Raw genomic sequence first — 23,462 nt, 5'->3', positions numbered from 1 at the left:
GGTCGCCGTTCATGGAAATCAACTAGACCTTGCTACAACACGGTGAATACTAGGGAGCTTGTGGTGCTACCAGATCGACTGAATCCCCGGGGAGTGCAGTTGCCCCGGGCACTGTTCACTGCCGAGCAGGTTCGTGAGCTGGATCGGCAAGCCATCGGCAGCGGTATCCCCGGCTTTGAGCTAATGACCCGGGCCGGGCGAGCGGCCTTTACGCTGATTCAACAGCGCTGGGCACACTGCACGCCCATAGAGGTATTCTGCGGGGGCGGCAATAACGGTGGCGATGGCTATGTGGTGGCTGCATTGGCGGCAGAGGCAGGGATCCCGGTCAGGGTGTGGGCGCTGTCCGATAAACTAAAAGGAGATGCGCTGACCGCGAAAGTTTGGGCGGAAAACAGCGGTGTTGCGATTACTCCCTGGGCAGGCCAGTCACCTGCGGCGGGAGGCATCGTAGTGGATGCCATGTTGGGTACTGGCTTGAGTGGCGCGGTGCGCGCTCGTTATGCCGAGGCCATTGCCGTCATTAATGCCAGCCCGGCTCCGGTGATAGCGGTGGATATTCCCTCCGGCCTGTGCAGTGATACCGGTCGCTTGCTTGGCGAGGCTCTGCGGGCGCAGGCCACCATGACCTTTATTGGCCTAAAGCGAGGGCTGTTTACCGGTGCCGCCGCCGAGGTTGTGGGGGAACTTGTCTTTGACGATTTGCAGGTTCCCCGAGACATTCTAGATGCTATGCCGCCGTCAGCCTTGAGAACTGACTACAGGGATATTGCTCTGGCCCTGTCGCGGCGAAGCCCCACCGCCCATAAAGGCCGCTTTGGCCATGTACTGGTAGTGGGTGGCGATAGCGGTATGGCGGGTGCGGCACTGTTGTCGGCGTCCGCGGCAGGCCGCTGTGGGGCTGGACTAGTATCCTGCGCTACCCGTGCTGCCCATATTCCCGCTCTGGTAGCGGCGCGCCCCGAAGTCATGGCCCACGCTGTGGACAGTGGCGATGCGCTGGCACCACTGCTGGCGCGGGCCTCAGTGGTGGCTGCGGGGCCGGGGCTTGGTCAGGCCGAGTGGGGACGCGTATTGCTCAGTGCGGTGCTCGCTAGCGACTTACCCGCGGTGGTAGACGCCGACGCCCTCAATTTGGTGGCATCAAAGCAGGTTGACCTCGGCGTGGAGCACGCTGCGCGGATAATTACGCCTCACCCTGGCGAGGCAGCCCGGTTGTTGGGGGGCGATGTTGAGGAGGTTCAGGCTGACCGCTTTGCTGCGGCCCGAGAATTGAACCGGCGCTATGGTGCCGTGGTCTTGTTAAAGGGTGCGGGGACGATCGTTTGCGACGATTCGCAGCTTTGGGTCGTGGGGGGGGGCAACCCCGGTATGGCCAGCGGCGGCATGGGCGACGCGCTCACCGGTGTGATTGCAGCGCTGTTGGCTCAGCACCTGCCCCCGGTGGGGGCGGCGCGGATTGGCGCCGCAGTTCATAACTTGGCTGCCGATCTGGCTGCCGCCGACGGTCAGGTCGGCATGCTTGCCGGCGACGTGGTGGCCAATATCCGCAAAGCGGTAAATGGTATAACAGCGGTAAACGGTATAGAGGTCGCCAGTGGCTGACGAGTACTCCCTAACGATGAATTTGCTTGACGAAGCGGCGACCGTGAGTGCGGGCCAGGCATTGGGAACGGCGGCAAAAGGCGGCGCAGTGATCTATCTGGAAGGCCAGCTGGGAGCGGGTAAAACCACCCTGTGTTGCGGCGTACTGCGAGCCTTTGGCCATGATGGGCCGGTGAAAAGCCCCACCTATACGCTGGTGGAGCCTTACTCCCTCAGCGATGGGGCCGTGTTCCATTTTGATTTATACCGCCTGGGCGATCCGGAGGAGTTGGAGTACATGGGTATTCGCGATTACTTCGAGCCGACTGCGGTTTGCCTGGTTGAATGGTCGGAGCGGGGCCGAGGCGTTTTGCCATCGCCGGATATCCGCGTTAGCATTGGGCAGCAAGGAGCGGGCCGGCGGCTGGAACTACAGGGTGAAAGCGGTCGCGGCCGGTCGATCGTCACGGCGATGAAAAAGCATGATTAGACGACTCATATTCGCCCTGTGTGGCAGCTTAACCCTAGCGTTGCCGCTACAGGCAGCCGATATCCAGGATATTCGCTTCTGGCGGGCTCCCGACCACAGTCGAGTGGTCTTTGACCTCAGCGGCCCTGCCAAGCACGAGGTTATCACCCTTTCCAATCCCCACCGTTTGGTGCTGGATATTGCCAGCACCAAAATGGCCACCGCTACCGCGGGCCTCACCTTTGAAAACAGCCCCATTCAGGGTCTTCGTCACGCCGGTAAGGCCGATGGCACGTTACGGGTAGTGTTTGACCTCAGTGCCGATGTGCAGGCGCGAAGTTTCTTTCTGCCCGCCAACGCCGAGGCCGGGATGGATGATCGTCTGGTGGTGGATTTTCTCGACCAAGGCAAAAGCGAAGCGCCGCGGGTAGTGAAAAGTGTGAGTGATGCCCAGCAGCGCGATGTGGTTATTGCCATTGATGCGGGTCACGGTGGTGAGGACCCCGGCGCTATCGGGCCGGGGCGGCTGCAGGAAAAAGATGTGGTATACCGCATTGCCAAGAAGCTGCAGCGCAAATTTGAAGCCCGCAAGGGTTATCGAGTGGTGATGATCCGCGACGGCGATTACTATGTGGGCCTCGCCAAACGCCGTGATCTGGCGCGCCAGGCTCAGGCCGACTTCTTTGTTTCTATTCATGCCGACGCCTTTACCGACCCCCGGGCCAATGGCAGTTCGGTGTATGCCCTGTCCAAGCGCGGCGCCACCAGTGCCACGGCGCGGATTTTAGCCAAGCGGGAGAACAAAGCCGACTTGGTAGGCGGGGTAAGCTTGTCCGACAAAGATCATGTACTGGCCGGGGTGCTGACCGATTTATCGATGACTGCGACCCTGGATGCCAGCCTAAGTGTGGGCGCGCAGCTGTTGTCTGAGATGGATAAAATCTCCCGCCTGCACAGCAAGCGGGTTGAACAGGCGGGCTTTGCGGTGTTGAAATCCCCGGATATTCCCTCGCTGCTGGTAGAGACGGGGTTTATCTCCAACCCCACTGAAGCGGGGCGCCTCAAAACCGATCACTATCAGAGCCGCATGGCTCAGGCTATCTACGACGGTATCGATCGCTACTTCCGTGACAGTCCGCCACCGGATACCTACTTTGCTGCGGTGAAGCGGGGCGATGTTACGGCTCCGGCGGGGCCTCGAGAGTACGTGATCGCCCGGGGAGACACGCTGTCGGATATTGCCCAGCGCCACAACGTCTCGGTGCGAGACCTGCAACAACACAACGGTATCTCCGGCAGCAGTATTCGCGCCGGCCAACGAATCCAGATTCCAGCGTCCTAGACCTACATGTCAAAAATACACTTGCTAGACCCGCGTCTCGCCAACCAGATCGCGGCGGGGGAGGTTGTTGAACGTCCCGCGTCAGTGGTTAAAGAACTGGTGGAAAACAGTCTCGATGCCGGTGCCCGTCGGGTCGACCTGGAGATCGAAGAGGGCGGCGTTAAACTGATCCGGGTGCGGGACGATGGTGCCGGCATCGATAAAGACGATCTGCCGCTGGCTCTGAGTCGCCATGCCACCAGCAAAATTGCGGCACTCGAAGACCTGGAGGCGGTTGCCAGCCTCGGCTTCCGGGGCGAGGCCTTGGCCAGTATCAGCTCAGTATCGCGTTTGTGTTTGAGTACCGCGGTGGCCGGTGCCGAAACCGGCTGGTCGGCCCGCAGCGAAGGGCGGGATATGGCGGCGGTGGTGGCGCCGGTTGCCCACCCACAGGGCACCACGGTGGAAGTGCGAGATCTGTTCTTCAATACTCCGGCCCGCCGCAAGTTCTTGCGCACTGAAAAAACCGAGTTCAACCACCTGGATGAGGTGGTCAAGCGCCAGGCCCTGGGACGCTACGACGTCGGCTTCAGCCTGCGCCATAACGGCCGTGCGGTGCACAGCCTGAAGCCAGCCGCCAGCCAGCTGGAGCAGGAGCGCCGACTGGCGTCGGTATGCGGCCCGGCCTTTATGGAAAACGCGCTGTTTTTGGATCGCAGCGCTATCGGCCTGCGGCTTTGGGGTTGGGTGGCTCTGCCCAGTTTTTCTCGCAGTCAGGCCGATCTGCAGCATTTTTATGTCAATGGTCGCTATATCCGCGACCGCCTGGTGGCCCATGCGGTGAGGCAGGCCTATCGGGATGTGCTTTTCCACGGTCGTCATCCCGCGTTTGTGCTTTACCTGGAGCTCGATCCGGCCTCGGTAGATGTCAATGTGCATCCCACCAAGCACGAGGTGCGCTTTCGAGACGGCCGGGCGGTGCACGATTTTATCTTTCGCACTCTGCACAAGGTGTTGGCAGACGTGCGGCCCGATACCGCGCCGCAAGCGGCCTCGTTAGCTGAAGAGCTGTCGCAAGCCCCGGCCCATGCCCCTCAGCAGGCTGCGATGCCACTGCGGGAGGCGCCCTCGCCGGCACCGTCCTTCGGCTCAGAGAGTCGTGGCTATTCGCCCTCGCCCCAGTCGTTTTCGCCCCCGCCGGGACAGGTCGCTGACACCGCGGCACGTTATGGTCAACTACTGGAAGGGGAGCCCCAGGACGACAGCGAACCACCACCCTTGGGTTACGCCTTGGCCCAGCTGAAGGGCATTTATATTCTTGCCGAGAATCAACAGGGTATGGTGCTGGTGGACATGCACGCCGCCCACGAGCGCATCACCTACGAGCGAATGAAGGCCGCCAGGGAAGGGGAAGGCCTGCGCAGCCAGCCGCTGCTGGTGCCACGCAGCATTGCCGTCAGTGAGCGGGAGGCGGATTGCGCCGAGCAGCACGCCGAGGTCTTTGCCCAGCTGGGCCTGAAGGTTGAACGTATGGCCGAGGAAGCCATCTCGGTGCGGGAGTTGCCGGTCATTCTCGCCGACAGTGATGTGGAGCAGTTGGTTAGAGATGTGTTGGCGGATTTGCTGGAATATGGCAGCAGCGACCGAATCGCCGCCCACATTAACGAAATCCTGTCGACCATGGCCTGCCACGGCTCGGTGCGAGCCAATCGCCGCCTCACCATACCGGAAATGAATGCCCTGCTGCGGGATATGGAGGCCACCGAGCGTAGTGGCCAGTGCAATCACGGCCGCCCCACCTGGGTGCAAGTCGGCCTCGGCGAGCTGGATAAGTGGTTTTTGCGTGGCCGCTAACCCTTCGCAACAGCCGCTGGCGATTTGTCTGATGGGGCCCACCGCCTCCGGTAAAACCGACCTGGCTATGGCGATCAGCGATGCGCTGCCTTGCGATCTGATCAGTGTGGACTCGGCGCTGGTATATCGGGGGCTGGATATTGGCAGTGCCAAGCCCGACGCCGACACCCTGCGCCGTTACCCCCATGCCCTGGTGGATATCTGCGATCCGTCTCAGCCCTACTCTGCAGCGGATTTTCGCCGGGATGCCCTGGCTGCCATGGCAGAGTCGGAGGCAAGAGGGCGTATCCCACTGCTGGTGGGTGGCACCATGCTGTACTTCAAGGCACTGTTGGAGGGCTTGGCAGAGATGCCCGCGGCCGAACCGCAGGTGCGCGCCGATATCGAAGCCCTTGCCGCCCAGCGGGGGTGGCCAGCGGTGCATGCCGAACTGGAGAAAGTCGATCCGGTGGCAGCCTCCCGCATTCACCCCAATCATTCCCAGCGTTTGTCTCGGGCGCTTGAAGTGTACCGAGTCAGCGGAGTGCCGATTAGCGAGTGGCAAGCCCGTCAGGCGGCGCAGCGCCCGCCCTACCGGTTTTTGCAGTTGGCTATCGCCCCCGATGACCGCAAAGTGCTGCATCAGCGCATTGAGATTCGCCTGAAGCAGATGTTTGCCAATGGATTTGTCGACGAGGTGCGGGGGCTGTACGCTCGGGGCGACCTCAACGACGAGCTCCCGGCGGTGCGCGCGGTGGGCTATCGCCAAGTATGGCAGTACTTGGAAGGGCAGTGGGACCTGGACGAAGCCTTTGACAGAGCCTTGATCGCCAGTCGGCAACTGGCCAAGCGACAAATGACATGGCTGCGGGGATGGGATAACCTACATTGGCTGGACAGCCGCGACCCAAGGGGTGAATCAAGCCCAAAAACCGGGTCGGCGGCGCTAAATCAGGCTTTACAACTGATAAACCATGCGCTCCAGGGATGACTTGCGCTATACTTGACTTTACCCAGGCTTTAGCGAACTCACCGTCCCGTTGTTGGTCTATCAGCTGGACAGTGCGATTGCGCTTTGATTAATGCCCGTTTTGGGCAAACAGGAGGCTACACCATGTCAAAAGGGCATAGCTTACAAGACCCTTATCTGAATATTCTTCGCAAGGAGCGTATTCCGGTATCAATTTATCTGGTTAACGGTATCAAGCTCCAGGGACAGATCGAATCTTTCGATCAGTTTGTGGTGTTACTGAAGAATACGGTCAGCCAGATGGTGTACAAACATGCGATCTCTACCGTTGTGCCGTCCCGTGTGGTGCGCCTGCCTATGGCTCATCCGCCGGAAGATGACGAGCAAAACGACGAGTAGCACTCATTTCTTGAGGTTCGTCCTTGCTATTTGAACGACCCGATTCCGGTGAACGGGCAATATTGGTTCACCTGGATTTACGCAGTGAAGACGAGCGCGAAGATCCCGATGAGTTTATCCAACTGGTCACCTCCGCTGGGGGTGATCCGGTGGCGTTCATCGGTGGTCAACGTCAACACCCTGATCCCCGTTTGTTTGTCGGTTCTGGCAAGCTGGAGGAAATCCGCGCCGCGCTGGCACAACACCAGGGCGAACTGGTGTTGTTTAATCACGCGCTCTCCCCCAGTCAGGAACGCAATATCGAGCGCGAGCTAAAGTGCAGGGTGTTAGACCGCACTGGCTTGATTCTCGATATCTTTGCCCAGCGGGCACGCACCCACGAAGGTAAACTCCAGGTCGAGCTGGCACAGCTTGAACATATGTCGACGCGGCTGATCCGCGGCTGGACTCACCTGGAGAGGCAGAAGGGCGGCATCGGCCTGCGCGGCCCGGGTGAAACCCAGCTGGAAACTGACCGCCGACTATTGCGGGCGCGGATCAAAAGTATCCAGTCGCGGCTCGGTAAGGTGCGTCGCCAGCGCCAGCAGGCCCGTCGCGCTCGTCAGCGCGCCGATATCCCCGCGGTGTCAATTGTCGGCTATACCAACGCCGGCAAATCTACCCTGTTCAACGCCCTGACCACATCGGAGGTTTACGCCGCCGATCAGCTATTTGCCACCCTTGACCCAACTGTGCGCCGCATTCCCATCGACGACGTCGGGCCAGTGGTGCTGACCGATACGGTGGGCTTTATCCGCCACTTGCCTCACAAATTGGTAGAGGCGTTTCGGGCGACGCTGGAAGAAGCGGCGATGGCGGATTTACTGGTTCACGTGATCGATTCTGCCGATCCCGAGCGGGACGACAATATCCTCCAGGTTAATACTGTGCTGAAAGAGATCGGCGCCGACGAACTGCCAGTGCTTGAGGTCTATAACAAAACCGATCTGCTGGGCGGCGAATGCCGTATTGATCGATGGGAAGAGGGCAAACCTCGTCGGGTTTGGCTGTCGGCGCGGCGAAGAGAAGGTCTCGATTTATTTACCCAGGCCCTGAGCGAACTACTGTGTGAAGATGTGGTAGAGACCGAAGTGACCCTCGGTGCCGAGCAGGGCCGACTCAGGGCGCGCCTGTACAGCCTCAGCGCCGTGCAGTCTGAAACCCATAACGACGACGGCTCTGTTCAACTACACCTACGTTTGCCGGCAGTCGATTGGCAGCGCTTTCTGGCTGCAGAAGCGGTGAGTGAGGCGTCCCTGCACGCCAGATAGTAGTGAGGGCGCGGGCGCCGGTTCCAGTTAGCAGCTGTGGGTAAATCTGCTAGACTGCCCGCCGTAAATCAGGGACTTAGCAAAAGCGAGTTCCACAAACAATATATCGATACAGTCCCGATATAACACAGGAGACAGGTATGGCCTGGAATGAACCGGGTGGCGGACGCGACAACGACCCCTGGGGTGGTGGTGGAAAGAACCAGGGGCCGCCAGATCTGGATGAGGCGCTAAAGAAGCTTCAGGAGCGTCTAAACAAGATATTTGGTGGTGGTAACGGCAATCGCGGCAACAGCGGTGGCGGCGGGTTTCAGCTTAGCCCCAGTGCGCTGGTGGTATTGGCGGTGTTGGCTGTTTCGGTATGGGGGCTGTTTGGTTTCTATCAGGTTGACCAGCAAGAGCGTGCCGTCGTATTGCGCTTGGGCCAGTACTATCAAACCGTTATGCCGGGTCTGCGTTGGAATCCTCCGCTGGTGGACGAGGTCAATGTGATCAACGTCACCAAGGTGCGGGCTGCATCTAGCCGGGGGCAAATGCTGACCGAGGACGAGAATATCGTCGATATTGCGGTATCGGTGCAGTACACCGTCGCCAACCCCTCTGACTTCCTGTTGAAGGTCAAGAGCCCCGAGCTCAGCCTGGAGCATGCGCTGGAGAGTGCCCTTCGCCATGTGGTGGGTAGCTCGCGGATGGATCAAGTCATCACCGAGGGCCGGGAAGAGGTGGCTCGGGATACCCAGGAGCGGCTTCAGGCTTACCTGAATACCTATCAGAGCGGTATCCAGGTGGCCAAGGTCAACATCGACGACGCCCAACCACCTTCCCAGGTGCAGGACGCCTTTGACGATGTGACCCGGGCCAAAGAGGATCGCGAGCGTCTCAAGAATGAGGCGGAAGCCTATGCCAACGGCATCATCCCTGAGGCCAGAGGTAAGGCCCAGCGGCAGCTCGAAGAAGCTCAGGGTTACAAAGAGCAAGTGATTGCCAATGCCCAGGGTCAGGCGCAGCGTTTTTCGCAGCTGCTGGCTGAGTACAAGAAAGCCCCTAAGGTAACGCGGGAGCGTCTATACATCGATGCGATCCAAGAGGTCTATTCGGAGTCCACCAAGGTGATGGTGGATGTTGAGGGTGGCAATAACATGATGTACCTGCCCCTGGACAAGCTGATGGACTCCAGCGCCAGCGCGCGGCAACCTCGGAATCAGGAAGTGGATATCCGCGAGCTTACCGATAAAGTCATTGAGCAGTTGCGCCGCGACAGCCAAAGCACGCGCCGGGAGGGTCGTTAATCATGGCTAGCCGTCAATTTACCGTACTTTTAGTGGTGCTGGGGCTGATCGTTCTGGCCTACAATTCCCTTTTTATCGTAAGTGAGACCCAGCGCGCGGTGCAGCTCAAGTTTGGTGAGGTAGTCAACCCCAACGTCGAGACTGGCCTGCACATCAAAACGCCCTTTGTGCATACCATACGCAAGTTCGAGCGCCGCATTCTGACCTTGGACGCGCCTACTCAGCGCTATCTCACTATCGAGAAAAAACCGCTGGACGTGGACTACTACGCCAAGTGGAGGGTCAGCGAAACCGAGAAATTCTACACCGCCACCAACGGTGAAGAGATTCGCGCCGAAGGGTTGCTGGCCCAGCGCATCAACACCGGTTTGCGGGACAAATTTGGTGAGCGGACCTTCCACGAAGTGGTGTCCGGTGAGCGGGACTTGCTGATGACCGAGCTCACTCGGGATCTCAACAAGATCACCGTTCGGGAATTCGGTATCGAGCTGGTAGACGTCCGGGTCAAACGTATCGATCTGCCCACTCAGGTCAGCCAATCGGTGTTTGACCGGATGAAGTCCGAGCGGGAGCGGGAGGCTCGTGAGCACCGCTCGACCGGTAAAGAGCAGGCGGAGAAAATTCGCGCCACCGCAGATCGCCAGCGCACGATCATTGCCGCCAATGCTTACCGGGATTCGGAGATCATTCGTGGTGAAGGCGATGCCGAGGCCTCTGCGATCTACGCCGAAGCCTTCAGCGCTGACCCCGAGTTTTATGCCTTTGTCCGCAGCTTGGAAGCCTACCGCAAGTCCTTTGCTAGCAAAGGGGATTTGCTGGTTGTCGACACCGACGATGAGTTCTTTCGCTACCTCGAACAAAGCGGCGGTAAATAGCTGATCACAGGTCGAATCGGTGCTGGGCACCGGTTCGACGGTCGGGCAGTCCATCGACCTCGCTTCTCCAGCACTGAACACCGACTCGCGCATTGTGCTATGATGCGCGCATCCGGGCTGAGCCGGGACCTCGCTGTCTCGCGCGCAGCGCGGATTTTTTTGTTTTAACGGGGTGAAGAAATGTGGCAAGAGCTGGCGGTGGCGCTGAGCCTGGTGCTGGTCATTGAAGGCATTTTACCCTTTGCGAGCCCCGAGCGCTGGCGTTTGCTGGCCTACCGGATGGCGGATATGGACAGCCGTTCGGTGCGCATTGCTGGGCTGATAAGCATGGTATCTGGCCTGATACTGTTGAGTGTTTTTCGCTGAACCCCAGGGCTCACCGCCAATAAGCCCACAGATCCACAAAGCACAGATCCATAAAGATAGACAGAGCACGTAGAGACAATGACCCTGGTAGATCGCTGGTTACTCCCCGACGGTGTCGAAGAACTCCTGCCTGCCGAAGCAAGGCAAGTGGAGAGCTTGCGGCGTTCCCTGCTGGATTTGTTCCAACGCTGGGGCTATGAGTTGGTCATCCCCCCCCTGCTGGAATACACCGAATCACTGTTGGTTGGACTTGGCGGCGATATTGACCTACTTACCTTCAGGGTGACCGACCAATTGACTGGCCGAATGATGGGTTTGCGGGCTGATATTACTCCCCAAGCTGCCCGGATTGACGCCCACAGTATGAAGCGCGAAGGTCCGGTGCGTTTGTGTTATGCCGGTAGCGTATTGCACACCAAACCCAAAAAACCGCTGGCCTCGCGCTCTCCCATTCAACTTGGGGCAGAGCTCTACGGTGACAACAGTTCGGCCAGCGATTTGGAAATCATATGCCTGATGCTGGAGACCCTGCGCACTGCCGGACTAGAAGGCCTGACCCTGGATGTTGGGCATGTGGGCATCTATCAGGCAGTGACGGCCGCCGCTGGCCTCAGCGGAGAGAAAGAGCAAGTTTATTTCGATATCCTCCAGCGCAAAGCCGCTGCCGAGTTGGCGGTGTTTGTCGATCAACTATCACTGCCGGACAAACAGGCTGAGCAGCTGCGTGGCCTGGCCATGCTGCACGGTGGCAGCGATGTCTTGGCTCGGGGGAGGGCATTGTTCAGTGATATTCCGCCGGCGCTTGAGGCAATAGACAGCCTTGAAGGACTCGCTGCGGCGCTAACAGCCCGTATGCCCGATGTGGCCTTCTATTTTGATCTGGCCGAATTGCGCGGTTATCACTACCATACCGGCTTGGTGTTTTCGGCGCTGGTACAAGAGCACGGCCAGGCCTTAGCTTCCGGCGGTCGCTATGACGATATTGGCGAAGTTTTTGGTAGGGCGCGCCCGGCTACCGGTTTCAGCATTGACCTGAAGGCCTTGCTGGGCTTGTTGCCTGATACTGCATCAACGCTTGGTGTTTTCGCTCCTTACAGTGAGGAGCCCGCACAATGGCAGGCGGTACAAGCGCTGCGACAATCCGGTGAAACAGTGGTTACAGGATTGCCCGGGCAACGTCCGGGCGAAGATTGCGACCGGCAATTGGTCGAAAACGATGGACAGTGGTCAGTGCGACCGCTGGGTGAATAAGGTTTATCCAGAGAACGGGATATGAGCAAGAACGTAGTGGTATTGGGCACCCAGTGGGGCGACGAGGGCAAAGGCAAGATCGTTGATCTGTTGACGGATCAGGCTAACGCTGTTGCCCGTTTTCAAGGGGGGCACAATGCCGGTCACACCCTGGTTATTGGAGGAGAAAAAACGGTTCTCCACCTTATTCCCTCGGGTATTTTGCGGGAAGGCGTCAAGTGCCTGATCGGCAACGGTGTGGTGCTGTCACCGGAAGCGCTGCTCAAAGAAATGCGCGAACTCGAAGAAAAAGGCGTACCGGTTCGTGATCGTTTGCGTCTGAGCCCGGCTTGTCCGCTGATTCTGCCCTATCACGTAGCCTTGGATCAGGCCCGTGAGCTGGCCAGAGGCGATGCCAAAATTGGTACCACTGGGCGAGGTATCGGGCCTGCCTATGAGGACAAAGTGGCCCGCCGCGGTCTCCGCTTGGGGGACATGTTCAATACCGAACGTTTTGCCGACAAGCTTAAAGAGGTGATGGAGTACCACAACTTCGCCCTCACTGAGTACTACAAAGTCGAGGCGGTGGACTACCAAACAACCCTGGACGAAGCCTTGCAAATGGCCCAAGAGCTGAAGCCGCTGGTTGAAGATGTCACGAGTACCCTGCATCAGTACCGTGAAGACGGAGCCAATATTCTGTTCGAAGGCGCCCAAGGCTCGCTTCTGGATATCGACCACGGCACCTATCCCTTTGTGACCTCCTCCAATACCACCGCAGGTGGCACTGCGACAGGCAGCGGGTTTGGCCCCCTCTACCTCGATTATGTGCTGGGTATTACCAAGGCTTACACCACCCGTGTGGGCAGTGGTCCTTTCCCCACAGAGTTGCATGACGATATCGGCGCCCACTTGGCCAAACAGGGCCACGAGTTTGGTGCCACCACCGGCCGCGCCCGCCGCTGCGGTTGGTTCGACGGTGTCGCCCTTCGCCAGGCGGTGCGTATTAATAGTGTCACGGGATTGTGCCTGACCAAGTTGGACGTACTGGATGGCTTAGACACGGTAAAGGTCTGTGTCGACTACAAGGATGCCGCCGGTAACTCCATCGCTGCCCCCTTTGACTGCGAAGACTACGGTGACATCACGCCCATTTATGAAGATATGCCGGGGTGGTCGGAATCCACTGTCGGTGCGAAATCCCTCGACGAGTTGCCCAGCAATGCTCGTGCTTATATAAAGAAGATTGAAAGCATTGTCGGGGTGCCCATCGACATTATCTCCACCGGCCCCGATCGCGTGGAAACCATTGTGCTGCGGCATCCCTTTCAGTAGGGGCTCTTTCCAGTAGAGCTCCTTTCTAGTAAAGCCTCCGCTCATTAGGTACCGTTTCGATTAAGCCGTGCCGCTAGCATACGGAGTGTAAATATTTACACTCCGGCATTTCCCTTCAAATATTCGTCATCTCCCTATTGGTCTTGTGTAGGGCAAATCCCGCCAAGGCGCCGTAAAGACCGGTGTTGCGCCCGTCAAATAAAAGTACTCTATTTATTGGCCGGCATTGGGCCGTCCTTTGTCACATAACTGAAATATTACATTCACATAGCTGTCACCGCCTGAACCTAGCATACGTCCCGAAACCAATCCTAGAAACCCACGCAAATGGTTCCGGAGATAAGTCTTATGAAAAAGCTTTTTGCTTTAACTGCCCTCGCGTCAGCTATGGCCTTGGTGGGCTGCGGTGGCGGTGGTGATATCAACCTCAAGCCGACTACTATCGACAACAGCGTCGATAACAGCCAGAACAACAGCGGTGGCGGCGCTACCAACTCCTGCGCTAGTTACGAAGAGAACGGTCAAACTTTCCAGGGCGAAGCGCAAGGCTCTGACTGCTTTTATCCCGCCAGCTTTGTTAGCTCTACCAATCCTATCCTGACAGACATCACCTTTGGCGCGATTGCCGGCAACCACATCTTTGCCGACTCCCTGTTTATCGGTGATGACGTTGATGCCCAAGAGGCTGCTGCAGGCACACCAATTCCTCAAGAAGGTGAAGGCCCATCTGTGACCATCGCAGCGGGTTCTACCATGGTTTTCACCCGCGCCGAAGGCTATGTGCGCATCGCTCGCGGCTCGCAAATTTTTGCTGAAGGCACGGCGGGATCGCCTATCATTTTCACCGCCGATGAAGATATCGATGGCTCTGCGACTGAAAGCGATCGCGGCCTGTGGGGCGGGATTCAGATCAACGGTAATGGCCGTACCAACAAGTGTCACGACGGTACCAACACAGGTTCTGGCTCTGGCAATGTGAGCGATTTCGATCCTACCAACAACAACGTTCACAACTGTAACCAAACTGCAGAAGGTCGTCCGGCTACTTACGGTGGTAACAACGATGCGGAGAACTCAGGTGTTCTTGAGTATGTCGTTATCAAGCACGCTGGCTTCGAAGTAGTCGACGGTAACGAGCTGAACGCGCTGACTTTGAATGGGGTTGGTAGCGGCACCACTATCAGTCACGTTCAAACTTACACCTCCCAAGATGATGGCTTCGAGATGTTTGGTGGCGCAGTTAACCTGGACCACATCGTCGCTGTTAACGTCGGTGACGACTCCATCGACTACTCAGAAGGTTACAACGGCAAGATCCAATACGCTGTTGTTGTTCACACCTCTGGCGCCAACCGTTGTATTGAAGGTGATAACACTGGTGGTAACCGTGACGATGGCATTACTCCCACCACTAAATTGATCATCTCTAACCTGACTTGTGTGACTTCATTTGTCAGCGAAGGTGCCGGTCAAAACCCCTCTTCCAAAGGCTCTTCAGAAGGTCCTTTGTTTCGCGAGGGCGCATTCTTTGAAATGTACAACTCGGTGATCACTTCCAATGCCCCTGGTATGGAAAGTAACGAGTGTCTTGAACTGGATGATTCCGAAGGGCCGCAAACAATTGCAGCAGCGATTGATGGCACTAGTATCGCCAGCAGCAACGTAATCGCTTGTTCTGAAGCTACAAAAGAAGGTGTTGATGCTGCTAACGACCAAGATTTTAAGACGGCGGAATGGCTGGCAAATGGCAGCACTAATGCCAAAAATGTCATCATCACTGGCGCTGATTTGCCTGCTCAAAGCCTGATTACAGGTGTTCCCGGATCACGTGGATACCTGACTGCCTCGACCATCACAGACGGTAGCGGTGTTGAAGTATTCAACCAAGCTACTGATCTAACCGATGTGTCTGCAGTCGATTCTTACTTTGAAGCTCCCAGCTACGTTGGTGGCGCCAATGCCGGTGACAACTGGCTGAGTGGCTGGACTGTAGGCCTGAGTGCTCCGCTGAACCCGTAAGCGGTCTCGACAAAGTCCTGTTCCGCAGGAAGGGCGGGGACGTAGCTCCACACCCCGCCCGTTTTATTGTTTAGCGCTCTCATTTTTTCGAGGGCATTTTTCGGAACACTTTGGATGTGATCATCATGCGTAAAAAACCAATTGTTGCGGCCATCGCCCTGGCCGGACTCGGTGTGGGGTCAAGTGGTCTGTCTCTGGCTCAAGAGTCTGAAGGCATTAAGGCGCCCACCCTGGAAGAAGTGGTTGTCGTCGGGCGTCTGCAGAGTGTGGCAGCGTCACTGACCGACGAGCGGCTAGAGCTTGGATACTCTGCCGACTTCCTCGGCTTTGAGGCGATTTCCCGTGCCGGCGACAGCACCATTGGTGCTGCTCTTCGCCGCGTGACCGGCCTGACCCTTGTTGACAACAAGTTTATCTACGTTCGCGGATTGGGCGAGCGTTATACCTCCGTGACGGTAAATGGCGCCGCCGTGCCATCGCCGGATTTGGCACGAAGCGTTATTCCTCTCGACCTTTTTCCTGCGTCGATCGTCGAATCGCTGAAGGTTCAGAAATCATGGGGCCCAGATCTGCCGGCAAACTTTGGCGGCGGTGCGATAGATATTCGCACTAAGAGCGTGCCAAGCGGTCCGGTTGCTAATATCTCCATAGGTACTGGAATCAATACCGCTAGTGAGGATGGGCTGACTTTCCCAGAAAGCGGCTCAAGCTCTTTACCGGGGCAGATCAAATCAGCAATAAATCGGTATCGCGGTGATTTATCGACCTCAAATATCCGCGATACTGAGGCTAAAGCATCAGGTCAGGCGTTTTCAAATCAGCAAGCAGAACAAATTCAGCGCGACTTGATTCTGTCTTTGAATCGTAAAGTTGGTATCTCAGATGGTTCTTTGGATCCCGATACCGATGTCAAAGTCGATTTAGGCAATGCCTGGGATGTCTCTAGAGACTGGGTTGTTGGCGCATCTATCAGCGGTGCCTACAGCGAAAAATTCCGCAACAAAGATCAGATTGAGCGAGGAGTCGGTAACCCAGACCTCAACAATGCCAAGATAGAGCGTACAGCGCGGGACGAACGCACAACCCTGGCATTCCTGCTCGGTGCTGAATATACAGCAGATCACTCTGTAGAGCTCAGTAGTTACGTCATTACCAATGAGTATGAAGAGGCGCGGATTACTCAAGCCTTTGATAACAACAACCCACCTCAAGAGCGCTTACCTAATCTGACTTATGAAACCCGGTTGGAAGAACGTGAGTTAACGTTGAATCAATTAACGGGTAACCACCGTCTGGGCGAGTGGGCGCCCATTAAAGCCTTGGAGATGCTGGACTTTGAGTGGTTTTACTCTGACGCAGAGGCCACAACCGATATTCCAAACGCGTCAAGCTTTAAGGGTTCACTGGACCTTAATACTAATCCCGCAACGGCAACAATCGATAGCTCTGCCACTGCTGGTCAATTTGAGTTTCTCGAGCTGATCGATGAGATGGACAGCTATGGTGGTAAATTTGAGTTGCCGGTATTTGTTGGCAACGACGAACTCACCTTCACCGCTGGTTGGTGGGCATCAGAAAAAACGCGTGAATATTACGGCTATACCGCAAATGTTGGTACCAATCAGACTTATGTAGGTATACCACAAACGGTCTTCACCGATGCCAACATCTCTGACCTCAACAACGACTTCGACCTGTCTATGGGGTCGGGTTTTGGTAATGAGAGCTACGTCGCTGCGCAGAAAGTCAATGCCACTTACGGTGGCCTGGATTATCGCCTGGGTGTGAGCTGGCGCTTTACTCTCGGCGCGCGTTGGGAAGAATACCAGCAAGCGGTACTGCCGGTAGACCTGCTAGATTTCACTGGCGTTTCAATCGGACAACTTGGCGATCAACTAAACGACCCGGACCAGACCTTTGCCATTACAGAAGACGATACCTATTTCAGTGCGGCAGCAACGTACTTGGGTAACGGCCTTTTTGGTACCGAGGAGTATCAGATTCGCTTCGGTGTCAGTGAAACGGTGGTGCGTCCAGATTTGCGGGAATTGGCTGACGTTGCCTATATCGACCCAGAGCTAAACGTTCGTGTGTTTGGTAACCCTGCCTTAGAAACCACTCAAGTTAGCAACTTCGAAATTCGCGGTGAGTTTTACTACGACGACGGAGATAATTTCACTGTCTCGTTGTTCTACAAAGACTTGGACTTACCTATCGAACAAGTTGAAGGCGCCGGCTCTGACGACGATACTGTGTTGACCTACCTCAACGGTGACAGTGGCGAGGTCATGGGTGTGGAGTTTGAAGGCTTGGTAACGTTACCAGCTGGATTCTTCTTGTCGGGTAATGTAACGCTGAGTGACTCTGAGATTAGCATTACCAACAATAACGAAGTGACAAATTCCGATCGGCGCTTAACAGGCCACTCTGAGTACGTGATGAATGCTTCTCTCGGATATGACTCTCCAGACGAGCAGCACAGCGCTTCGCTGCTGTATAACGTATCCGGTGAACGCATTTTCTTTGCTGGTACCCAGGGTAATGATGACGCTTTTGAACAGCCATTCCACTCACTGGACTTGATCTACAACTGGTATCCAACACAGCAGTTGTCGATGAAAGTCAAAGTGAGCAATCTGCTCGATTCTCAGCGTGAATTCGAACAGAAGAACTCGGCTGGTAGAAATACCGTCATTCTTGAGCAAGAGGTCGGTACCAGTTTTGGTGTGAGCCTGAGCTGGAAGTATTAAGCGACGTTCTTTCTTTAGATTCCAGACTTTAGGCGCCTACGGGCGCCTTTTTTGTTAGTTTTTTACTTGAGACCTTTACAACGATTTCAGAAACGCCACCAGTGTGTCCCGTTCTTTCTGAGTCATGGCTTCCACCTTTATCCGGCTTTGCTCCGCCTCACCACCGTGCCATAGAATTGCCTCAAGCAAAGTCCGAGCGCGGCCATCGTGGAGGTAGTAGGCATTGCCGGAAACGGTATCGGTTAAGCCTATTCCCCAAAGTGGCGGTGTTCGCCATTCCCGACCAGAGGCGAGAAATTCGCTGCGGTGATCGGCCAGACCTTCGCCCATATCGTGTAGCAGCAAATCTGTGTAGGGCGAAATAACTTGCTCCCTCAACCAGGGGTGAGGCGATGAGCCGGTAGATACTTTTTCTATGTGACAGCTTTGGCAGCCGGCGTGTCGAAACAGGCGCTGGCCGGCTTTAACGTTCGAGTCGTCCGCGTTGCGGCGGGCAGGCACGGCAAGGTTAGCGGTATAAAAAGTCACCTTGTCCAAGATGTTGTCGCTGACTTCTGGCTCACCACCGTCGGGGGCTGCTCGGCATGTGGTTTGAGTGGGCCCGCAGGGAATGTCGGAAAACAGGGATGTGGTGAGACCCATATCGCCATGGAACGCCGCGGCATTTTGTTGACGAAGGCTGGGCTGTCCCGCCTTCCAACCAAAGCGCCCTATCACAGTTTTTTGCAGTTCTGCAGACCATACCCGATTGAGACGCCCGGAGATGCCGTCAGCGTCTTTGTCCTCGGGGTCGGCATAAGACCGTAAAGTCTGCTCAGGAATCGCTGCCAGGAGTCCCAGCCCAATCATGGGCGGAGCAATACGGGCGGAGAGGCGAACATCATCTGCCAGTGGGCCGTAATTCAGCTCGGTGATTTCCACGGTAGGTTGACGCAGCTCTACCTCGGTACCGTCTGCCAGGCGGCGGTTCAGCGTGTCGTAGTGAATGGCCACTTTGCCCTCTGGCTTGGTACCGGGGATCGCGAAATCCTGTAATTGGTCGCCGTAGCGGGGTTCGGGAATCACCCCTAGGCGCTTGAGTGTTGCCTTGTCCTCCTCAGACTCGGCGGGGACGCTAAGGCGAACCAACATAGAGACGGCGTTGTCGCCATCAAACTCCGGCGGATGCCCGCGACCATCGCGAATATGGCAGTTTTGGCAGCCGTTGGTGTTAAACAGCGGCCCCAGCCCGTCCCTGGCGGTGGTGCTGGCCGGCGCTGTTACCCAGGGGTTGCGGAAAAAACTGTTACCAACACTGAAGTTAAGGCGCTCGGCCATGGGCATGTTGGCGGCGGGTAGGGAGAAGGCCTGTTGATGCGCGGCGCTAACGGTAGTATCGCCGCCACCGGTGTTGGCCTGGGCCATACTCATTACAAGAACCGCGAATGGGGCGGCGATTAGGAGCGGATGTTTCATCGATAACCTGAGGAGCCTGTGCGCTGGGTTTGACCATGATGACGCTGGTAAGTGCCTGGTTAGTAAAAATAAGACCTATTTACAACAAGCTCCTGTCACATTAGTGCAGGCCAGGCTTCGGGGCAATATGACAATTTGTCGCACCCGCATTCGTGCTAAGCGGGAGATCTGATTCTACTTGGCTGACGTTTGTGCCATCAGCCTTGTAGTGGCTGCGCCAGAATCCACAGGCCGACGCCAGTGAATAGCACCATTAACACCAGCATTGGCAATTGGCTCAGACCCGCTTGCCTTGGGTTAGAAAACAGTTGCAGGGCTTGAATATGGGCGATCATAACGCTGGCGATATGACCGATCAGTATCAGCCAAACCTGGCTGTTCCAGATAAACCCCATATCCGGCAACACCGGAACACGTCCGGTAATGGCGGTGCCAAACAGGTTCCAGCCCCAGCCAAAGGGGTCAGAGATTAGTGCTCGCAGCTTAACCCCCTGGCTCAGCAGTAAACTGTAGTAATGGGTGAGGTGGTAAACCAAGGCGATAGGCAGCAGGCTGAAGGCAAAGTGATTGACCAGCTCCCCCAGGCTCTGGGTGGCGCCAATGAGTTTTTTGCCGAGCCAAAGAAAGCCAACAAAGGCGCCCAGATACAGAAACGGAGAGATCACCAATGTGACAATCTCCAGTACCAGATACCAGGGCCGCAGAGACAGGTACAGGTAGATGGGGTTTTGGCCAAGGAAAGGGGTGAGCAGGTTGAAGGGGTCTTTCCAGAATAGGTTAAACCACAGGGCGGTTTCCCGCAGGCCATCGAATGCCGTGGAAGACAGCATAAACAGCGCAAATACCACCAGGCTGAAGTGGCTGGGGCGCTTTTCTATCAGGCCAGAAAAAGGGAGGTGAAGTCTGATGCGGATGCTCCCGTGCGCCAAGCGTTTAAACTGTATCGGCGCCATCCAGGCGCACAGCCCGAACAAGACCGAGAAGACCTCCCCGTAGCGAAACCAGGCATAGGTGCCAAATAAATACGCCCCTGTCAGGTTGATAAGGGTATAGCCCAGCAGAATCACTGACAGGGAAAACGGTGACGTATCGGCAAATAGCTCAATGCCGATAAACGCCATATACAGGATTACCGCAGGCCAGTAGGCGAGTGCCGTCGGGTAGCTGATACGGCCCGCGGACAACCCCGGCAATAGACCGCAAAGGTGGCGCCAGGGATTGACCAGCCGATACCAGTCGCCAACCAAGGCGCTGAGATACAGCCCACCCAGTGCAAACACAATCCAGAAAAGGGTCATGTTGATATTGCGATAGGGGTCGGCGCTACCGATTAACCCTGCCACGATGGCCAGTATTACACTGCCCGATACCACTGCCTGCCCGATACCTTGCAGTTTCAGCCTTTTGATCCAATCGTTGAGGCCGGGTATCTCCCAGTCGACCTGCCACGGTGTGGCGGATTGCTGCCGCGGGCGCGGATGGCGAACGAAGTAAGCGAGGGCCACAAAGGAGAGAATCAGTGCCGCCATGGCGGCGTAGATATACAGCCAGTAAGGCAGTGGCAGCTGGTAGGGTTCACCAAAGGAATGTGCCAGTGCAGGGCCGGCCCACAACAATCCGCTGCCGAGGATTAGTTGGGGTAAACGTCTAGAAAACACAGGGTGCTGTCATTGCGATGCAGTTCGATGCGGTGCCGGCCCGACAACGTGGCGTCGAAGCGCAGGGTTGTGGGGGTGCCGGCTTCGACCACGATGTGTTTCTCGTAGCCGTGGAGATGGAGTGCCTCTTCCCTGTCGCTGTTGATGGTCAGAGCGACCTCGTCGCCCTGATTGACCCGAAACACGGTAGCCCCACGGTGAACACCATCGTGCAGAGACAGCTCTAGGTGGTGGCGCCGGGGACCGCTGGCCGATGAGTCGAGATCGCCCAGATAGCGAACCCCGAACCACAACGCAAGCAACAGCGCGGCGCCCAGCGCCAGATACAGCCAAGCTTGGGGGCGCGCCATATTAATTTGAGGTGCCCGGATGGTGGTAGGCCCGTTCCCACATCTGTACGTAGGCCTCGGCGGAGTTAAACAGCGCATCCAGGGCCTCTCGGCCGCCCTCGAGGCGAACCTCCTCGACGAAGTCGGCCACCAGACCATAGTGGGCCATGCCCACCTCGTCGATATGCCAGAATTTGCCGCTCTCCGGGATGGTTAGCAGGTCGACAGTCACCGGCTCGATATTATCGAACTGTGGGCCCCATTCACTGCCCTGGAACAGCGTAAAGGGGTAGCGCACCGGCTCGGCGTCGCCGCCCCGAGGGCCGGGGTGGCCGCCAAAGCCGTTGCCATCGGCGCCGTAACCCAGACCCAGCACGGTGGACTCGACACCGGCCTGCTGACGCCAGAATTTCAGCTTCTCCAGGAATTCCCGATGCTTAACGCCAGTGCCTTTGTAGGGATAAATGACGCCGCCGTCGGCCAGCATACGGATGGCCTGATCGCTGGTCAGACCGCCGTGGGCATCGTGGGACGAGGCCATGGGGTAGGCGGGTTCAAGCTCCTCGGCAATATCCAGCATGATGTCCTTGCTATGGTAGGCGGCGTGGTCGATATCGATCACCATTCCCCGGGTCATCAAGGCCCGCATGGCATAGTCACCCAGTTCGGTAACGGTGCGGGCATTGCAGCGCACCCCTTCTGGATAAACAGGCAGGATTCCGCCACCAGCGTCAAACAGTGCTTGGGTCAGTGGATCGTTACCCGTGCCGGGAAGGGCCGTGGTCATCTCCACCCCGGGCTCCCGCACCGATGGTTCGTCTTCCGGGTAACTGCGGCACTCGGTGGTCTCCCAGAACTGGCCGGTGTCCAGAAAGTTGAGAAAGTTAATCACGTCACCGCTGAAGATCCCGGTGCCGCCCAGGGACGAGTTGATATCGTGATAGGGGTAAACGTGGCGCACCCCAAGATCCCACAAGCGCTGTATTTCGCTATCGATCTGGGCGGTATCGCACTGGCGCTGTTCGCTGCCATCGGGAAGGATGGTGACCCCGCAATTGAAGACCTGGGCCACTTCGACACCCAGCACGACGGCGAGCTTGCCGTCGTTGATCACTTCCCGGGCCTGCTGTGGGCTGGTGACAATCCGGAACCAGCCCTCGCCGGGGCCGCCGGATTGGGCGTCGACGTAGTCCTGCACTTCGTAGAGGTACTCGACTTGTTTGATAGCAACACTCATATCATTGCAGTCAGCGGTGGGCGTGAGCGAATAGGTCTTGCCGACCTCACACAGGGCTTTGATATTGGTGCCGTGGTTAACCATCAGCCGCAGGCCCGACAGATAAGCCCGCTCTACCCATTTGTAGTACATCACCTGGTGAGTCAGAAAATTTCTCGCCGGCCAATCGATAAAGGTCGGCCAGCCCTCGGTGTTGTGGTTGCCGGTGGGGTCGCCTTCGAGAATATTGTTGGCATCCCGGATGCCCTGGGGGCCGTGGATATCCTGGCAGTCGTCCAGCGCGTGGGCCACCCCGAAACGGTGGATAACTTCGCCGTAGAGCACGCCACCCGCAGAGGGACCGACGTTACCTGCATAGGACATCTCGCTGGACATGCCCATGTGGGTATGGATATCGGCAAAGCCCACCAGCGGTTTGTCTATGCCGTTGCCGCGAAACGGTGTGCCGTTAACGGCTACCGGCATCTCCGGGTAGGGGGTGCAGCCTGACGCGGCATCAAAACGGAAGGCCGTTTTTGTATCGTCAGGTTCGCCGAGCACCAAGCGACCATCGCGAAGCCCAAGTGGCGAACCATCCGTGGTGCTGATCGAGAAAGTCTGTGCGCTGTCGTTAAAGTCAAGGGTCCAGATCGCGTTGTCAGAGGGCTGTGCATTGGCGGCGATCTCGTCGTTGTTTGTCACCGTCATCAAGGCGCCGTCGCGATCGTAAAACAGGTATTTGCCCAGGGTGGCGGGGCGCATAAAGAAGCGCTCTGCGCCGGTGAGCGTGGCGTCGGCGATATATCCCTCTTCGCTTGCTTTTTGCACCAGTGCGCCGCCATCGGGTCTCAAGGTGTAGCAACCGTTGGCCAGCGCGTAGCGATTCAGCGATGGCTCTGGAGTAGGCGGCGGGTTAGTGGTGCCACCACCGCCGTCGGAGGAGCTCGAACCGCCGCAGCCGGCAAGCAGCGCTATCAAAAGGTAAAGGAAGAAATTGGTGCGACTAATCATGGGTAATTATCCCGCGCATCGGGGCAACTGCATGTGAGCAAGG

General features: G+C 57.2%; 18 protein-coding genes. 14 read left to right on the top strand and 4 right to left on the bottom strand.

Translation table 11 applies throughout. The annotated features are described in order from the left end of the window. Window positions 1-63 precede the first annotated feature (63 nt). The 14 genes from I6N98_RS15255 (at window position 64) to I6N98_RS15190 (ending at window position 17,750) form a co-directional block, all read left to right on the top strand. A complete protein-coding gene (locus I6N98_RS15255) occupies window positions 64-1,605 on the top strand; it encodes an NAD(P)H-hydrate dehydratase (RefSeq protein WP_232787364.1) in 1,542 nt (513 codons plus the stop codon). Between the two features lie 16 nt (window positions 1,606-1,621). Then, window positions 1,622-2,074: a tRNA (adenosine(37)-N6)-threonylcarbamoyltransferase complex ATPase subunit type 1 TsaE gene (tsaE, locus tag I6N98_RS15250; RefSeq protein ID WP_198571681.1), complete on the top strand. Its 453-nt coding sequence runs from the start codon at window positions 1,622-1,624 to the stop codon at window positions 2,072-2,074. After that, a complete protein-coding gene (locus tag I6N98_RS15245) occupies window positions 2,067-3,395 on the top strand; it encodes an N-acetylmuramoyl-L-alanine amidase (RefSeq protein WP_198569184.1) in 1,329 nt (442 codons plus the stop codon). The genes tsaE and I6N98_RS15245 overlap by 8 nt, the downstream gene beginning before the upstream one ends. Window positions 3,396-3,401: 6 nt before the next feature. Then, on the top strand, window positions 3,402-5,228 hold the full coding sequence (gene mutL / locus I6N98_RS15240) for a DNA mismatch repair endonuclease MutL (RefSeq protein WP_198569183.1): 1,827 nt from the start codon (window positions 3,402-3,404) through the stop codon (window positions 5,226-5,228). Further along, complete coding sequence (gene miaA, locus I6N98_RS15235; RefSeq protein WP_337924597.1) at window positions 5,218-6,198, top strand: tRNA (adenosine(37)-N6)-dimethylallyltransferase MiaA; 981 nt, start codon at window positions 5,218-5,220, stop codon at window positions 6,196-6,198. The genes mutL and miaA overlap by 11 nt, the downstream gene beginning before the upstream one ends. A gap of 123 nt (window positions 6,199-6,321) precedes the next feature. Then, window positions 6,322-6,576, top strand: coding sequence for an RNA chaperone Hfq (hfq, locus tag I6N98_RS15230; protein ID WP_198569181.1), 255 nt, complete (start codon window positions 6,322-6,324; stop codon window positions 6,574-6,576). 23 nt (window positions 6,577-6,599) lie between these two features. Beyond that, window positions 6,600-7,886, top strand: coding sequence for a ribosome rescue GTPase HflX (hflX, locus tag I6N98_RS15225; RefSeq protein ID WP_198569180.1), 1,287 nt, complete (start codon window positions 6,600-6,602; stop codon window positions 7,884-7,886). Between the two features lie 140 nt (window positions 7,887-8,026). Further along, window positions 8,027-9,175: an FtsH protease activity modulator HflK gene (hflK, locus tag I6N98_RS15220; RefSeq protein WP_198569179.1), complete on the top strand. Its 1,149-nt coding sequence runs from the start codon at window positions 8,027-8,029 to the stop codon at window positions 9,173-9,175. Window positions 9,176-9,177: 2 nt separating this feature from the next. Continuing rightward, entirely contained in the window at window positions 9,178-10,050 is an 873-nt protein-coding gene (gene hflC, locus I6N98_RS15215) for a protease modulator HflC (RefSeq protein ID WP_198569178.1), read from the top strand. 180 nt (window positions 10,051-10,230) lie between these two features. Continuing rightward, a complete protein-coding gene (locus I6N98_RS15210) occupies window positions 10,231-10,416 on the top strand; it encodes a DUF2065 domain-containing protein (protein WP_198569177.1) in 186 nt (61 codons plus the stop codon). Between the two features lie 78 nt (window positions 10,417-10,494). Next, on the top strand, window positions 10,495-11,667 hold the full coding sequence (locus I6N98_RS15205) for an ATP phosphoribosyltransferase regulatory subunit (protein ID WP_198569176.1): 1,173 nt from the start codon (window positions 10,495-10,497) through the stop codon (window positions 11,665-11,667). Between the two features lie 21 nt (window positions 11,668-11,688). Then, on the top strand, window positions 11,689-12,981 hold the full coding sequence (locus tag I6N98_RS15200; RefSeq protein WP_198569175.1) for an adenylosuccinate synthase: 1,293 nt from the start codon (window positions 11,689-11,691) through the stop codon (window positions 12,979-12,981). Window positions 12,982-13,329: 348 nt separating this feature from the next. Beyond that, entirely contained in the window at window positions 13,330-15,000 is a 1,671-nt protein-coding gene (locus I6N98_RS15195; RefSeq protein ID WP_198569174.1) for a hypothetical protein, read from the top strand. A 125-nt stretch (window positions 15,001-15,125) separates the two neighbouring features. Beyond that, window positions 15,126-17,750: a TonB-dependent receptor domain-containing protein gene (locus I6N98_RS15190; protein ID WP_198569173.1), complete on the top strand. Its 2,625-nt coding sequence runs from the start codon at window positions 15,126-15,128 to the stop codon at window positions 17,748-17,750. A gap of 75 nt (window positions 17,751-17,825) precedes the next feature. On the opposite strand, the gene I6N98_RS15185 is transcribed toward I6N98_RS15190, so the two are convergent. From I6N98_RS15185 to I6N98_RS15170, 4 genes are all read right to left on the bottom strand, one after another. Further along, entirely contained in the window at window positions 17,826-19,160 is a 1,335-nt protein-coding gene (locus I6N98_RS15185; RefSeq protein ID WP_198569172.1) for a di-heme oxidoreductase family protein, read from the bottom strand. A 242-nt stretch (window positions 19,161-19,402) separates the two neighbouring features. Next, window positions 19,403-20,863 carry a hypothetical protein gene (locus tag I6N98_RS15180; RefSeq protein ID WP_198569171.1) on the bottom strand — a complete coding sequence of 487 codons (1,461 nt, stop codon included), beginning with the start codon at window positions 20,861-20,863 and terminating at the stop codon, window positions 19,403-19,405. Then, window positions 20,836-21,213, bottom strand: coding sequence for a cupredoxin domain-containing protein (locus I6N98_RS15175; RefSeq protein WP_198569170.1), 378 nt, complete (start codon window positions 21,211-21,213; stop codon window positions 20,836-20,838). The genes I6N98_RS15180 and I6N98_RS15175 overlap by 28 nt, the downstream gene beginning before the upstream one ends. 1 nt (window position 21,214) lies before the next feature. Then, a complete protein-coding gene (locus tag I6N98_RS15170; RefSeq protein ID WP_198569169.1) occupies window positions 21,215-23,419 on the bottom strand; it encodes a peptidase M19 in 2,205 nt (734 codons plus the stop codon). Window positions 23,420-23,462 lie beyond the last annotated feature (43 nt).

It is taken from the genome of Spongiibacter nanhainus (assembly GCF_016132545.1).
GTDB classification, from domain to species: domain Bacteria; phylum Pseudomonadota; class Gammaproteobacteria; order Pseudomonadales; family Spongiibacteraceae; genus Spongiibacter; species Spongiibacter nanhainus.
Note: the sequence above shows the minus strand (reverse complement) of the source record. Positions and strands in the feature narration are given on the sequence as shown.